Genomic DNA, 13731 nt, shown 5'->3' with positions numbered 1-13731 from the left:
AATAAGTTTGCTCGAAAAATACGTGGCGTCAATACCCCACTCTACTTGGTTGGAGCGACAGAAAGCTCTGTAACCCGCCAAGCCTTCGGCGTAACCGACCGACGCGCTTTTCTCACGACCCCCCGCTATTTGCGAAGATATCTATTGAAACGCCAAGGCTATCTATCAATATTCCGAACCACGGGTAATAGTGGCCGACATGGCACTTCAATCTATCGCTACAAGAGGAGCGCGATGAGCACGGACATCAACATTCCAGAAAATCTTCTGCCCGCCGATGGTCGATTCGGCGCAGGACCGTCCAAGGTCCGCGCAGAACAGATCCAGGCCATCGTCGATGCCGGCCCCGAATTGCTCGGCACGTCCCACCGCCAAGCTCCGGTCAAGAACCTCGTCGCTTCGGTTCAGGACGGCTTGAAGGAAATGTTCAACGCTCCCGAAGGGTACGAAGTTCTCCTCGGAGTAGGTGGCTCCACCGCATTCTGGGACGCCGCAGCATTCAGCCTGGTCCGCTCCAAGGCGCAGCACCTGTCCTTCGGCGAATTCGGCTCGAAGTTCGCCAAGGCCACCGACAAGGCGCCATTCCTGGAGCCTTCCTCGATCATTGTCGGCGAGCCGGGCACCGTTCCCGAGCCAGTCGCCGAAGCCGACGTAGACCTCTACGCATGGCCGCACAACGAGACCTCCACCGGCGCTGCGGCCCCAATCAAGCGCGTTCCTGGCGCCAATGATGATGCGCTGGTAGTCATTGACGCAACCAGCGCCGCCGGCGGCCTGGATGTCGATCTGGCCGAAACCGACGTCTACTACTTCGCTCCGCAGAAGAACTTCGCCTCGGACGGCGGCCTGTGGCTCGCCTTCGTCTCCCCTGCTGCCATTGCCCGCATCGAGGAAATCGCGGCAACCGACCGCTGGATCCCGGACTTCTTGAACCTGGCGACCGCGCTGGATAACTCCTTGAAGAACCAGACCTACAACACCCCCTCGCTGACCACCCTGGTTGGACTGGATGCACAGATCAAGTGGATCAATGCCAACGGCGGCCTGAAGTGGGCAGCGCAGCGCACCGCGGAATCGGCGGGCAAGATCCGTGATTGGGCTGAGGCTTCCGACGTCGCTTCGTCCTATGTTGCCAACCCGGCGCACCGCTCGAATGTCATCTCCACCATCGACTTCGACGACTCGGTCGATGCCTCGGCAATTGCCAAGGCGCTGCGCGCCAATGGCGTTGTCGACGTGGAGCCATACCGCAAGCTCGGTCGCAACCAGCTGCGTATCGCCACGTTCGTTGCAATTGAGCCAAGCGATGTCGAGGCACTGCTCAAGTGCATCGACTACGTGATCGAACAGCTCTAAGCAGCCGATTAAGGCCAAAGACCTTCGCGCAACGATTCATCATCGTTGCGCGAAGGTCTTTTTCGCTGCTGCTTAGCTTTCCTTGCGCGTGCGGTTGCGCTGCGCTGCCCTGCGGCGGGCTGCCGTGCGCTGCGCGGTGCGGCGGCGACGCACCTGGCGACGAGCTGGCGACTTGTGCGGCTGCGAAGCCTCATCATCGTTTTCGGCATTCACCGCTTCGGTTTCGGCGTCCTGGTCCTTCGCCTCAGCTGCTGGCTCCGATGCTTCCGGATTCTCCGCCGGCTTCGCGGATTCGGCTGCTTCAGCTTCGTTGCCGGATCCAGCCCCGTCTCCTGCGGCTTCTGCGGCTTCCGCCGCCTTGGCTGCTTCAATCTCTTCCTTGGCCAGACGGTCTGCCCATGGCACCCAGGCCGGGGCCAGCAGTGACTGCTCCCCTGCGATGATGCCCACTTCGCACACCGTCAGATCCTTGGACTTGGCCCGTGGCACCCGCGCAAGCGTGGCAAACCAGGTCCATCCTTGATATCCCGTTTTCTGGGAGACAAAACGATGGGTGACAAGTCGCTCACCTTCCGCCGTGACGCCTAGGTGTTCGCCGACTTCCGACGCACCGGCAATTTCTGCGAGCGCGCCGCGAGCAGCATCCACTGCTTCGGCGAGGATGGTGTCCAACTTGGGTTTACGGGCCATTATTTATGCGTCCAGATCGTCGGCTACCGCGCGAAGCACGGTAGCAACCTTCTTGCCATATGCCTGTTCAGGATAACGCCCATTGCGCAAGCTATTGGAAACGTTGTCGAGCAGCTTAATTAGATCCTCGATCAGCACGGCTTCGTCTTCGGGCTTCTTGCGCTTGGCGCGAGCTACCGATGGGGCCGCTTCCAGCAGGCGCAGGCTCAGCGCCTGCGGTCCGCGACGGCCTTCGGCAACGCCGAATTCCAATCGGGTTCCGGGGCGCAGGTCATGCACGCCTTCGGGCAATGCCGCGGCATTGACGTAGATTTCCTTGCCGTCTTCTGCGGTGATGAAACCGAAGCCCTTGGCCTTTTCGTACCACTTAACCTTGCCGCTAGGCATGATCATTTACCTCGTTCGTTCTTTAACTAAGCTGCATGGCCGAGGCCGGCTCAGCGCCATGCATATTCATATGTTCGATCCAACGGAGCCACTGCCGGAATTCTTCTGTGCTTCTTTGCCGGGTGCTCAATCTGCTGGATCGGTTGAAGTCCTTTATCTAAGATTATGTCATCACTGGCACGCGGAATTCATCTTTGCCCGCCGTTCTCGGCATTCGGCACCGCCAGCCCGGGCTCCACGGCTAAACTTGGTACCGTGAGCGATTCATCCAAAACCATGACTGCACTGTCCCGCTTGGCGATCATCATCGCCATCCTTTCCACCCTGGCGCTAATTGGAACTCTCGTCTTCTATTTCCAGGAGATCGCCATCCCGCCCGTGCTCATGCTCTTCGCGCGCGTAGGCTTGCCCATTGCATTCATCCTGGCCGCCATCGTGGTCTTCGGAAACATCGCCAAGCGCCGGAAAAGCTAAGCAGCTACCCCAGGATTCGCTCAGGAGACTCCCAGACTAATTCGGCACACTTGGATTCATGAGTCCAAAAACTGCTGAGGCAAAACTTCTCGTTGTTGACGACGAGCCGAACATCCGCGAACTGCTCTCCACTTCCCTGCGCTTTGCAGGCTTCGAAGTTGTCGCTGCCGCCAACGGGCGCGAAGCCCTCGCGGCCGTCGAGGCCGAGGAACCCGACCTGGCTGTCCTGGACGTCATGCTTCCGGACATGGACGGCTTCACCATCACCCGCAAGCTGCGCGCCGCCGGACGCCACTTCCCGGTGCTGTTCCTGACCGCCCGCGATGACACCAACGACAAGGTCACCGGCCTGACCGTCGGCGGCGACGACTATGTCACCAAGCCATTCAGCTTGGACGAGGTCGTAGCCCGCATCCGTGCCGTGCTGCGCCGCACCGCCAGCGGCGAGGACGAGAACGCGACGATTGTCGTTGCCGACCTTGAACTGGATGACGACGCGCACGAGGTCCGCCGCGCCGGCGAGATCATCGATCTCTCCCCCACCGAATTCAAGCTGCTGCGCTACCTGATGATGAATCCGAACCGCGTGCTGTCCAAGTCGCAGATCCTGGACCACGTGTGGGAATACGACTTCAACGGCGATGCCTCGATCGTCGAGTCATACATCTCCTACCTGCGCCGCAAGGTGGACCGCCCGGAATGGCCAGCATTGATCCAGACCAAGCGCGGCGTCGGCTACCTGATGCGCACCCCGGACCGCCGCTAACGGCACAGGTAACGGTCCGCGCCAATAGTTGAAGGCCTTGTAAAGTCACCATATGAAGTCATTTCGAGCCCAGTGGCGCCGCACCTCGCTGCGGACGAAGCTGGTCGCGGTCATGCTTGGCCTGATGATCGTCGCGATCTTCGCCACCGCCATCGGCTCAGCGCACACGCTGAGGATCGCGATGACCAGCCAGATCGACAAGCAGCTGAACGTGTCCAAGTCGACGATGGCCTACGGGCTCAACAAGGCCTACCTCTACTCCCTGAACGAGGACAACGGCAGCCATGACGCGCTGGACGTCGATGCCACGCTGCTGGGGCTGAGCAGCGCCTACGCCGACATCCGCGACCAGGATGGCGAGATCGTCTACGTGATGCCGCGTTCGCGGGTGGGCCCATCCAACGGCACGGATTTGCCGTTGCTGAACATGGAGCAGATCCAGCAGCTGGCGGCCCACCCGAATTCCCCAGCCACGGTTCCCGGTGCTTTCCCCACCTCCGCTGGCTGGCGCACGGTCATGATCCCGCTGAAGAGCAGCGAGCTGAACCTGTTCTTGTCCCTGCCGCTGGACAATGTGAACCGCACCGTGAACCAGACCGCGGTGCTGGTGCTCTCCACCGGCACGCTCGCCGCGCTGCTGATGTCGATGATCGCCTATGGCCTCACCGGGCGTTCGCTCAAGCCGCTGATCAATGTGGAGCGCACCGCGTCGATGATCGCCGACGGCGACCTGTCCCAACGCGTGAAGGACTACCCGGCAGAGACCGAAGTGGGCAGGCTTTCCCGCTCGCTGAACGCCATGCTGGCCCAGATCGAAAAGGCGTTCAACGACCGCGAGGCCTCCGAGCAGAAGATGCGCCGCTTCATCCAGGATGCCTCGCATGAGCTGCGCACCCCGTTGGTGACCATCCAGGGCTACTCTGAGTTCTATCGCTACGGCGGGCTGGCGGATCCGGAAGCCATGGATTCGGCGATGAGCCGCATCGAAGGCGAATCCAAGCGCATGGCGCGTCTCGTCGAGGACCTGTTGATGCTCGCCCGCCTGGACGAGCAACGCCCCATGGAACGGCAGCCGGTGGACCTGCTGGTCCTCGGCCAGGACGCGGTGGAAGACACCAAGGTCCGCGCACCTGACCGCACCGTCAAGCTCGTCGGGCTGACCTCCGACCGGCCAAGCCCGGCCAGCACCGTCGGCGATGACGCCAGGATCCGGCAGATCATTGCCAACCTGCTCACCAATGCGCTGCGCTACACCCCGGAAGGTTCCCCGCTGGAAATTGCCGTGGGCGTGCGTTCACTGGTGGCCGGAACGATGGACGCAGTCGTCGAGGTCCGCGACCATGGCCCGGGCATCCCGGCCGAAGACTCCAAGCGGATCTTCGAACGCTTCTACCGCTCCGACAGCTCGCGCCATCGCGAGACCGGCGGTTCCGGACTGGGCTTGGCAATCGTCGCGGCCATCGTCCAGCAGCACGGTGGTTCGGTGGCGTTGGCTGATACCCCCGGCGGAGGCGCAACGATGTCCATCTCGATGCCCTACGTGCCGCTTCCTGAACCGAAGGCCCCGGAAGTCGACGATACCGAGGATTAGCGCCGTTGGACTTCTCCACACCCCGTGCCGGCTTGCGCCGCCACGGGGTGCGGTGTTTCTAGGGTAAGTGCATCAGTGACCGATTCACGTATTTTAGAAAGGGTGATTTCAGTGAGCACGTTCTCCACCAACACCGGTGAGATGCAGGTGAAATCCCAGGCCGTCATGAATACCATCGACCGGCTGCGCAATGAAGTCTCTACCATGCAGATGAACCTGGACCAGTTGCAAAGCACGTGGCAGGGCTCCGCCGCGGCTTCCTTCCAGTCGATCGTGGCCGAATGGCGCTCAACGCATGTCCAGATCGAAGAGGCGCTGAGCAGCATTGCCACCGCGCTGAACCACGCCTCCATGCAGTACGAGGAGGTCGAGCAGGTCAATACCTCGCTGTTCCGATACTGACCAGCGCACGCGCAGCGGCAGGTTGATCAGTAGGCTTAGCCTTATGAGCATTCTGATTGACCCGCCGCGCTGGCCTGCCCACGGCACGCTCTTCGCCCATCTGGTGTCGGATACGTCATTGGCTGAACTGCATCAGTTCGCCGAGCAGCAGGACATCTCGCGCCGGGCCTTCGACCGGGACCATTACGATGTCCCGCGCGAACGCTACGAGCAGCTCGTTTCCGCCGGCGCTCTCGAGGTCTCCGGCAGCGAACTGGTGAGGGCGCTGGTCAAATCCGGGATTCGGATCCCGGCCAAATACCGTCCGGAGAAATTAGGGGCGGTGCTCGCCCGCCGGTGGTCCCGCACCTTGCCTACCGAACCGCAGCTCGGATCCGAGCTGCTGGGCTGCTGGTCCCAGAGCCACCGGCACTACCATGACCGGGTGCATCTGCTCTCCGTGCTGGAAGCCATCGACTGGCTGGCCAAGAACCAGGCCGATCATGAAGAGCTCATGCTCCTTCAGCTCGCCGCCTGGTTCCACGATGCCGTCTACGAGGGAACCAGCGAAGACGAATTCAAATCGGCAATCATGGCCCGCGAGCGGCTGTGGGGAGTGCTCTCCCCCGGTGCCGTGTCGAAGGTCAGCGACCTGGTCATGCTCACCGCAACGCATGCGCCCGCAGAAACCGATCGCCTGGGACATATCCTCTGCGATGCCGACCTGGAGGTCCTGGCCCGTCCCGCCGCGGCCTACCAGCGCTATGCCGAGGCGGTCTACAAGGAGTACGAGCATCTTCCGCGCCATGTGCTTGCCGCCGGGCGCAGCAAGATCCTGGCCAGCTTGCTGGAGAAGGAACGGATCTACGGCACCCCCGCCGGATACCAGCGCTGGGATCGCAGCGCCCGGCATAATCTGCAGACCGAACTGGAACTGCTGCGCGGCTGGCTTTAGCCCGGTGCCCGTTGCACGCACAACGGCCGATGGCCCGGATCCCTTCTTGGAAGGATCCGGGCCATCGGCGCGTTGACTGCGTGCTTAGTGCATGCGGGAAGCTTAGAAGCCGCCCATTCCGCCCATGCCGCCCATGTCATCGCCACCGGCTGGAGCAGCGCCAGCAGGAGCTGGCTTATCTGCGACAACAGCTTCGGTGGTCAGGAACAGGCCAGCGATCGATGCGGCGTTCTGCAGTGCCGAACGGGTCACCTTCACTGGGTCGTTGACGCCTGCCTCGAGCAGGTTCACGTACTCGCCAGTTGCGGCGTTCAGGCCGTGGCCCGCAGCCAAGCCCTTGACCTTGTCAGCGACAACGCCTGGCTCCAGGCCGGCGTTCAATGCGATCTGCTTCAACGGGGCTTCGATGCCAACGCGAACGATATTCGCACCGGTTGCCTCGTCGCCTTCCAGGGCCAGCTTCTCGAAAGCAGCGGCGCCAGCCTGGATCAGAGCCACGCCGCCACCGGCGACGATGCCTTCTTCAACAGCAGCCTTGGCGTTGCGCACGGCATCTTCGATGCGGTGCTTGCGCTCCTTGAGCTCCACCTCGGTAGCAGCGCCGGCCTTCAGCACAGCGACACCGCCGGAGAGCTTTGCGTGGCGCTCCTGCAGCTTCTCGCGGTCGTAGTCCGAGTCGGTGTTCTTGATCTCGGCTGCGATCTGCGCCTTGCGGCCCTCGATGGCGTCGGCTTCGCCGCCGCCTTCAACGATGGTGGTCTCGTCCTTGGTGATGACGACCTTGCGAGCGGTACCCAAGACCTCCAGGCCGACGTTGTCCAGCGACAGGCCGATTTCCTCGGAAACAACCTGGCCGCCGGTGAGGATGGCGATGTCGGTCAGCATGGCCTTGCGGCGGTCGCCGAAGCCCGGAGCCTTGACGGCAACGGACTTGAACAGGCCACGGATCTTGTTCAGGATCAGGGTGGCCAGGGCTTCGCCCTCGACGTCTTCGGCGATGATCAGCAGCGACTTGTTCGACTGCATGACCTTCTCCAGCAAGGTCACCATGTCCTTGACCGAGGAGATCTTCGAGTTCACGATGAGGATGTATGGGTCCTCGAGAACGGTTTCCTGGCGCTCTGCGTCGGTGACGAAGTAAGCGGAGATGTAGCCCTTGTCGAAGCGCATGCCCTCTGCCAGCTCCAGCTCCAGGCCGAAGGTGTTGGACTCTTCAACGGTGATGACGCCCTGCTCGCCAACCTTGTCCAGAGCCTCGGCGATCAGGCCGCCGATCTCGGTGTCGCCTGCGGAGATCGAAGCGGTAGCAGCGATCTGCTCCTTGGACTCGATCTTCTTCGCAGCGGCGAACAGTTCAGCGGTGACGGCTTCTACAGCCTTGTCGATGCCGCGGCGCAGCGCGATCGGGTCGGCACCTGCGGCAACGTTGCGCAGGCCTTCCTTGACCAGTGCCTGTGCGAGCACGGTTGCAGTGGTGGTACCGTCGCCAGCGACGTCGTCAGTCTTCTTGGCAACTTCCTTGACCAGCTCTGCGCCGATCTTCTCGTAAGGCTCTTCGAGGTCGATTTCCTTAGCGATGGACACGCCGTCGTTGGTGATAGTAGGAGCGCCCCACTTCTTCTCCAGAACAACGTTGCGGCCGCGTGGGCCCAGGGTGACCTTCACGGCGTCAGCAAGGGTGTTCAGGCCGCGCTCTAGTCCGCGGCGTGCTTCCTCGTCAAATGCAATCATCTTAGCCATTGTGGCGTACGGTCCTTTCGGGACGATTTTGCGAAAATGCAACCGACAGACAGCGCCCGCGACGGACGAGTGGACCGGTGCGGCATCGGGCCAGCAACCGTTTCAGCTCTCGCTATCTGAGGTATTTTCCACGCTCCACGCGCCGCATCCGCCATCCAGCGCTTTGGACGTCCTGGTGAACGCAAAAGCCGACCGGCGTTAGCAGTCGCAACGCATGAGTGCTAATACAAATATTGGCACTCTCGCATGGCGAGTGCAAGCCGATCGGCTCTGAGCGTATGGAATTATGAACGAATTATTCGTTGAGCCCCAGGGTGTCGTCTGATCCCAAAACGACGGTGACCCGGTTCGGAATGTTGCTGGTCTGCAGGACTTCGTCGATATTCAGGACTTCTGCGGCTTTTTCAGCGGTGGTCCGGTAAGCCTCGGACATGTAGTAGACCGCGGACACTTCGGCCGGCTTGGTCCAGTTGTCGGCGACGACGCTGGTGAACCCGGCTTCGGTCATGGCTTCCTCGCCCGCGTTGGCCAGGCCGGCGACGCTGGCCGCGTTGTAGACGCCAATCAGCTGGCCATAGAGGACGTCCTCGTCATCGATGGTGCTTGATGGCGATTCGGATTCGCTCGGTGCTGCTTCCTCGGAGGACTCGGCCGTCTTTTCCTGGGATTGCGAGGTTTCGCTTTCAGCCGAAGTCGCAAGGGTCTCCTTGAGCTGCGGACCGAAGATGAAGGACAAGGCACCGATCACCAGCACGAGCACTGCGGTCAGCACTACCCAGCGCAATTTCCCACCGGTTGACTTTGACGCGGCGGACTGCGCCCATCCGTGGGCGTGGTGCGAACCCACACGGGTGCTGAATTCCGGAACGCGATCAAATTCGTCACGCGGGTAGTTGGTCATTCTCGTCCTTGCTCGAGGTCTGATTGGTCACGGCAGGCAGGGTTATCGTCCCGTGCCGACCTTACCGCCCACGCGACGTTTTGTAGAACGTGCTCTGCGCAGGCGCTTGACCAACATCGGGTCGTAGGCCAGTGCCGCGTCGGTTTCAATCAGCTGGTTCAGCAGCTGGTAGTAATTCGTCGGCGACATCGAAAACTGCTTGGTAATGGCTTGTTCCTTGGCCCCGGCATACTTCCACCACAACTTTTCCAGGTTGAGGATCTGTTGCGAACGCTCGTCCAATTCCGAATCCGGGTTCATCACGAAATCCGCCAGCAATCCATTCTCAGCCATACGTTCTCACCTCGGTTCTTGGATCGGTTTTCTCGGGTTTCGGCTATGCATGCAATCCACCACCGGTAGATATACCACCGATATTCTAACCAATCTGCTTGCCTAACACCGTGTGGCCGAGCACAGGCACGCCAGAAAAACGGCACAATTGCCTCTATGGACGATATGCAGCCAGCACTTTTCGACGCTCCCGAGCCAGCCGCGGCGCCCGTGTATGAAGCGGCGGATTTCCCGTTCTACCACGGCGCAAAATCCATGGCCGACCACGGGTTTATTGCCGAAGACTGGGTTCCTGCGCTCAGCCGCCAGGACGCGCTGCTGCGTCGCTTGGCCAGCGATTTGGCGGCCCGCTCGGCCGCCGGCGAACAGATCCTTCCAGCGCCGGAGGTGATGTTCCGCGCACTGAGCTTGCCATTATCCGAGGTCAAGGTCCTAATTATTGGCCAGGACCCCTATCCGACGCCCGGCCACCCCAACGGCTTGGCCTTCGCGGCGAATAAGCAGGTCCGCCCGCTGCCGCGTTCCCTGGCCAATATCTACAAGGAGCTGCAGGCCGATCTCGGTCTGGATCCGGTCCCGCATCCGGATCTGGGTCCCTGGCTGTCCCAGGGAGTCTTGCTGCTGAACCAGGTGCTCTCGGTGACCGCGGGCAATGCCGGCTCGCACCAGAAGCTGGGATGGGCGCCAATCCTGCAGGCGATCCTCCAGGCGCTGGATGAGCGGCCGCTGCCTTTGGTGGCGCTGCTGTGGGGCAATCATGCGCAGAAGCTTTCCGGATCCCTGCCCAACGCTGTGCAGCTGCAAAGCGCCCACCCCTCGCCGCTGTCCGCCTCGCGCGGCTTCTTCGGCTCCAAGCCCTTCTCGAATATCAATCGGCTCCTGTCCGATAGCGGACAGGAGCCGATCGACTGGTCATTGCCGAGAACTTAGCGTCGGCGGATGCGCCGGCGCTCGCGCCGGGCGGTAGAGGTCAACGGACGGCACAGCGTATCGCCGAAGACGACCCCGCCAGCGATGGAAAGCATGATCGCCATCGCGTTGAACATTTCCACCAGGCCGGTGGCCATGTCTTCCACGTTGATGACGATTCCGTACATTGCGCGGAAGATCATCAAGCCGGGAAGCAGGAACATGACCGCGGGGGCCGCCAGCACCAGCTGCGGGGACCTGAGCTTGTCCGCGGCCAGCCGGGCGGCGAAACCGATCACCGTGGCAACCAGCGCCGGGGTGGCCCGGTCACCGAGTCCAATGCTTACGGCCAGCAGCTGCACCAGGTAGCCGCCAACAGCAATGCCGGCAGTAGGCAGCAGCAGGCGCAGCGCGCTTTGCTCGGTGACCGCACCGGCAACGATGGCCACACCCACCAGGATCACCAGCAGCCAAGCCGGATACTCTGTTGTCGCGATCTGGTGGACATCGACCTTTTCCCCGCCGAGCAGATCCGAGATCACCAACGCCGTGGCAATGCCGCAGAGGATCGCCCCGTAGATCAGGCTGGCAGAGAACAGGCGGCCTACCGCGGTCACCGGGAAGCCGTTGATGGCATCTTGCAATGCCGAGACGAACCTGCCCGACGGGAGCAGCAGCAGGATGCCGCCGGAAACCACCAGCGCCGGATCCAGCGGTGCATGGAATTGGTGCCCCAGCAAGGCGATGCCCGTGACCGCCAAGGTCGAGGCAGCGATGGTGAAGAACTCGGGCACCCGCCAGCGCGAACCGTACCGCCCGATCTGCGTCACGAGGCTCGAAGAGATCATCGCCACCAGCGCGCCAGCCCAGGAACCGCCAATGAACAGCACGAACGCGGCGGCGAACACTGCCCGCCCGCAGGCGACGATCCAACGCGGGAACGGCTTGGGTTGCCGGGTGATCTCCTTCAGCCGCTTGGCCGAGGCGGTGCGCGATACGCCGCCGGCGATGATGTCCGAGACGAGCTCGTGCACCAGCACCATGCCGGCGTAGTTCGCGGTGTAGGAGCGGACCACGCGCAGCACCGAATAGCTTTCGGCATCCGGCGGGCTGTAGTTCAAATGCAGGGACTGGTTGGTGATGTCCACGTCCAAGTGGCTCAGGCCCAGTGCCGCGGTCACCGCGATGATGCTGGTTTCCACTTCCAGGGCGCCTGCGCCGTAGCGGATCAGGGTCTCGCCCAAGTCCAGCGCGAATTCCATGGTGCGCCGGTTGGATGCGTCCTGGTCCACATTGATCTTGGGGTTGGCATAGGGCGTGCCCTGGAGGCGCTCGACGATGTTCAGCGCCTGGGTGGGAGGGGTGTCCGAGATCCACATTTTCGCCAGCAGGCGGCGGGCCACCGGGTTGGCGCGGGTAGGCATGAGGGTGATGCCCTCATCGGTGGTGTGGACCTGGCCGGTGCGCCACTCGATATCGGAGGCATCGGCAGCCGCCACATTGGCGCTGACCGCGGTGTTGAGCGGCAGTTCCGAGGCCATGGCAGGCTCTTCGGCGGGTTCCGCCGGATGGAAGCCCATATTGATCTCACTAGTGGCAATGCGGGGCAAGGCGCCAGCGGCAGGAGCCGGATCCTCGCCTGCGGCAGTCGACTCGGCGGACTGCTCCTCGCTAGATCGATGCGCCACGAATCACTCCCCCTCAACCAAAGTTTTTCCCATGGGATTCACCATACAACCCGTGCATGGAAAGTTGGCCGGAACGTGGTGAATTCGCGAGGTATCCCCGGACACATTCAGGGGTATTTTCGGCCACTGGAATACTGCCGGTCCGCAGTTGGTTGCACCAAGCGGAAGTTAGATGTGTTTGCATATATTCGGAGGTTCCAGTGACTACGCAGTTCCCCTTGCCCGAGATCGGCGCCGAGACCTTCGGCGACATCACCGAGGACGCCGACGGCAACCCGCTGAGCCATGCCCAGGTGATCCGCAATGTCATCACCGAAGGGCAGCAGGCCGAAGCCTCGAATCTTGATTTTTTCGGCGTGGGCGAGCACCACCGCGACGACTACGCCATCTCCTCCCCCGAAATCGTGCTGGCCGCGCTGGCCAGCACCACGCAGCGCATCAAGCTGGGCACCGCGGTAACCGTGCTCTCCAGCGATGACCCGGTGCGCGTCTACGAACGCTTCGCGACCTTGGACGCCATTTCCAACGGGCGGACCGAGATCATCGCCGGCCGCGGCTCCTTCATCGAATCCTTCCCGCTGTTCGGCCTGGACCTCGAGGACTACGAGGACCTGTTCGAGGAGAAGCTGCATCTGCTGGCCAAGCTGTGCCTGGCCATCATCGGCGGCCAGCCTTCGGCGTTCGAAGGCCTGGCCACCCTCTACCGCCGCGCGCTGGAGGAATTCGGCCAGGAGCAGCTGCCGGTCTCGGCGCACTTCCATGGCCTGGTGGCTGGCAGCGACGAGGAAGCCCTGGAAACGCTCTGGCCCCATTACCAGCGCACCATGAACCGGCTGGGGGCCGAACGGGGCTGGCCACCTGCCAGCAAAATGCGCTTGCAGGCCTCCATGGGACCGGAGGGAGCCATGATGGCCGGCAGCCCGGACACCGTGGCGCGGAAGATGGCCAAGGTGGCCCAGCAGCTGGGCCTATCCCGCGTCGACATCAAGTACTCTGCGGGCTCCTTGCCGCACGAGGCGATGCTGGAGAGCATCAAGCTGCTTGGCGAAGAGGTCAAGCCTCGGGTGCACCAGCTGCTCGGAGCCTAGCTTCCGGACTGTGCCGGAGACGACGAAAGCCACCGCATTGCGGTGGCTTTCGATTTTGGTGGATCTTACTGGACTCGAACCAGCGACCTTTCGCGTGTGAGGCGAACGCTCTAACCAACTGAGCTAAAGATCCATCTGCGCCCTGACTTGCTAGCCAAGTGCATAAGCAATCCTACCGGGGAAACGAGCCCCGCTCCAAATCGGCCCCGGCTCAAGCCGCCGGATCCCTGCCCCAAACACGCCGATGTGCCGCATCGAACGCCGCGTTGAATCCCAGCGGCTTGGCCAGTGAGTAGAACAGAAAAACAATGCCGAATGGTTTATTTGGGATTCACCTGAAAGTACCCTTTTCCACTTGTCAAAAAGGGACTTCAGGCTCCATAATTTTTCTAGCTCATCGAGCTCAAACTGGACCCTACAAGGAAGTTGCCGGAAGCCGCCGGCATCGGTCCCCTCAAGGCCAACGAAACCG

Annotated in this window: 14 protein-coding genes and 1 tRNA gene; 8 read left to right on the top strand and 7 right to left on the bottom strand. The window is 62.1% G+C overall.

Features of this window, described 5'->3' with window-relative positions:
• Window positions 1-234 precede the first annotated feature (234 nt).
• Window positions 235-1356, top strand: coding sequence for a phosphoserine transaminase (gene serC, locus ACR9WD_RS02835; RefSeq protein ID WP_121866203.1), 1122 nt, complete (start codon window positions 235-237; stop codon window positions 1354-1356).
• A 72-nt stretch (window positions 1357-1428) separates the two neighbouring features.
• Here serC and ACR9WD_RS02830 read toward each other — a convergent pair whose 3' ends face one another.
• Window positions 1429-2046 (bottom strand): DUF3027 domain-containing protein, encoded by a 618-nt coding sequence (locus ACR9WD_RS02830; RefSeq protein ID WP_066140224.1) that lies wholly within the window; start codon window positions 2044-2046, stop codon window positions 1429-1431.
• A gap of 3 nt (window positions 2047-2049) precedes the next feature.
• Window positions 2050-2433: a cold-shock protein gene (locus ACR9WD_RS02825; RefSeq protein WP_038990235.1), complete on the bottom strand. Its 384-nt coding sequence runs from the start codon at window positions 2431-2433 to the stop codon at window positions 2050-2052.
• 255 nt (window positions 2434-2688) lie between these two features.
• Here ACR9WD_RS02825 and ACR9WD_RS02820 point away from each other — a divergent pair, with 255 nt between their 5' ends.
• The 5 genes from ACR9WD_RS02820 to ACR9WD_RS02800 all read left to right on the top strand — a co-directional run bounded on the left by ACR9WD_RS02820 (window position 2689) and on the right by ACR9WD_RS02800 (window position 6600).
• Complete coding sequence (locus ACR9WD_RS02820; protein ID WP_143181037.1) at window positions 2689-2907, top strand: hypothetical protein; 219 nt, start codon at window positions 2689-2691, stop codon at window positions 2905-2907.
• Window positions 2908-2965: 58 nt separating this feature from the next.
• The gene (locus ACR9WD_RS02815; protein WP_038990042.1) at window positions 2966-3673 is read left to right on the top strand and encodes a response regulator transcription factor; all 708 of its coding nucleotides are present in this window, start codon (window positions 2966-2968) and stop codon (window positions 3671-3673) included.
• A 52-nt stretch (window positions 3674-3725) separates the two neighbouring features.
• On the top strand, window positions 3726-5264 hold the full coding sequence (locus ACR9WD_RS02810; protein WP_038990043.1) for a sensor histidine kinase: 1539 nt from the start codon (window positions 3726-3728) through the stop codon (window positions 5262-5264).
• 111 nt (window positions 5265-5375) lie between these two features.
• Window positions 5376-5666, top strand: coding sequence for a WXG100 family type VII secretion target (locus ACR9WD_RS02805; RefSeq protein ID WP_038990044.1), 291 nt, complete (start codon window positions 5376-5378; stop codon window positions 5664-5666).
• A 43-nt stretch (window positions 5667-5709) separates the two neighbouring features.
• Complete coding sequence (locus tag ACR9WD_RS02800; protein WP_434922654.1) at window positions 5710-6600, top strand: DUF4031 domain-containing protein; 891 nt, start codon at window positions 5710-5712, stop codon at window positions 6598-6600.
• A gap of 102 nt (window positions 6601-6702) precedes the next feature.
• On the opposite strand, the gene groL is transcribed toward ACR9WD_RS02800, so the two are convergent.
• From groL to ACR9WD_RS02785, 3 genes are all read right to left on the bottom strand, one after another.
• The gene (gene groL / locus ACR9WD_RS02795; protein WP_038990046.1) at window positions 6703-8340 is read right to left on the bottom strand and encodes a chaperonin GroEL; all 1638 of its coding nucleotides are present in this window, start codon (window positions 8338-8340) and stop codon (window positions 6703-6705) included.
• A 295-nt stretch (window positions 8341-8635) separates the two neighbouring features.
• A complete protein-coding gene (locus ACR9WD_RS02790; protein ID WP_038990047.1) occupies window positions 8636-9241 on the bottom strand; it encodes a LytR C-terminal domain-containing protein in 606 nt (201 codons plus the stop codon).
• A gap of 42 nt (window positions 9242-9283) precedes the next feature.
• The gene (locus ACR9WD_RS02785; RefSeq protein WP_038990048.1) at window positions 9284-9574 is read right to left on the bottom strand and encodes a DUF3263 domain-containing protein; all 291 of its coding nucleotides are present in this window, start codon (window positions 9572-9574) and stop codon (window positions 9284-9286) included.
• Window positions 9575-9730: 156 nt separating this feature from the next.
• On the opposite strand from ACR9WD_RS02785, the gene ACR9WD_RS02780 reads away from it, so the two are divergent.
• Complete coding sequence (locus tag ACR9WD_RS02780; protein ID WP_083586651.1) at window positions 9731-10504, top strand: uracil-DNA glycosylase; 774 nt, start codon at window positions 9731-9733, stop codon at window positions 10502-10504.
• On the opposite strand, the gene ACR9WD_RS02775 is transcribed toward ACR9WD_RS02780, so the two are convergent.
• Window positions 10501-12171, bottom strand: a complete 1671-nt coding sequence (locus ACR9WD_RS02775) for a threonine/serine ThrE exporter family protein (protein ID WP_038990049.1) — start codon at window positions 12169-12171, stop codon at window positions 10501-10503. The two genes, ACR9WD_RS02780 and ACR9WD_RS02775, sit on opposite strands and share 4 nt — an antisense overlap.
• A 200-nt stretch (window positions 12172-12371) precedes the next feature.
• Here ACR9WD_RS02775 and ACR9WD_RS02770 point away from each other — a divergent pair, with 200 nt between their 5' ends.
• Window positions 12372-13259, top strand: a complete 888-nt coding sequence (locus tag ACR9WD_RS02770; protein WP_434922653.1) for an LLM class flavin-dependent oxidoreductase — start codon at window positions 12372-12374, stop codon at window positions 13257-13259.
• A gap of 56 nt (window positions 13260-13315) precedes the next feature.
• On the opposite strand, the gene ACR9WD_RS02765 is transcribed toward ACR9WD_RS02770, so the two are convergent.
• Window positions 13316-13392, bottom strand: a tRNA-Val gene (locus tag ACR9WD_RS02765).
• Window positions 13393-13731: the final 339 nt, after the last annotated feature.

Origin of the sequence: Glutamicibacter sp. PAEs-4, from assembly GCF_051161755.1 — a bacterium.
GTDB lineage: Bacteria > Actinomycetota > Actinomycetes > Actinomycetales > Micrococcaceae > Glutamicibacter > Glutamicibacter nicotianae.
The sequence above is the reverse complement of the archived record's forward strand: the minus strand, read 5'-3'. Positions and strand labels throughout refer to the sequence as shown.

Bases quoted from the DNA above. Each gene is read 5' to 3' on its own strand.
- ACR9WD_RS02800 (WP_434922654.1), top strand. From the start codon at position 5,710: ATGAGCATTCTGATTGACCCGCCGCGCTGGCCTGCCCACGGCACGCTC.
- ACR9WD_RS02790 (WP_038990047.1), bottom strand. From the start codon at position 9,241: ATGACCAACTACCCGCGTGACGAATTTGATCGCGTTCCGGAATTCAGC.
- groL (WP_038990046.1), bottom strand. From the start codon at position 8,340: ATGGCTAAGATGATTGCATTTGACGAGGAAGCACGCCGCGGACTAGAG.
- ACR9WD_RS02830 (WP_066140224.1), bottom strand. From the start codon at position 2,046: ATGGCCCGTAAACCCAAGTTGGACACCATCCTCGCCGAAGCAGTGGAT.
- ACR9WD_RS02825 (WP_038990235.1), bottom strand. From the start codon at position 2,433: ATGCCTAGCGGCAAGGTTAAGTGGTACGAAAAGGCCAAGGGCTTCGGT.
- ACR9WD_RS02785 (WP_038990048.1), bottom strand. From the start codon at position 9,574: ATGGCTGAGAATGGATTGCTGGCGGATTTCGTGATGAACCCGGATTCG.
- ACR9WD_RS02815 (WP_038990042.1), top strand. From the start codon at position 2,966: ATGAGTCCAAAAACTGCTGAGGCAAAACTTCTCGTTGTTGACGACGAG.
- ACR9WD_RS02810 (WP_038990043.1), top strand. From the start codon at position 3,726: ATGAAGTCATTTCGAGCCCAGTGGCGCCGCACCTCGCTGCGGACGAAG.
- ACR9WD_RS02780 (WP_083586651.1), top strand. From the start codon at position 9,731: ATGGACGATATGCAGCCAGCACTTTTCGACGCTCCCGAGCCAGCCGCG.
- serC (WP_121866203.1), top strand. From the start codon at position 235: ATGAGCACGGACATCAACATTCCAGAAAATCTTCTGCCCGCCGATGGT.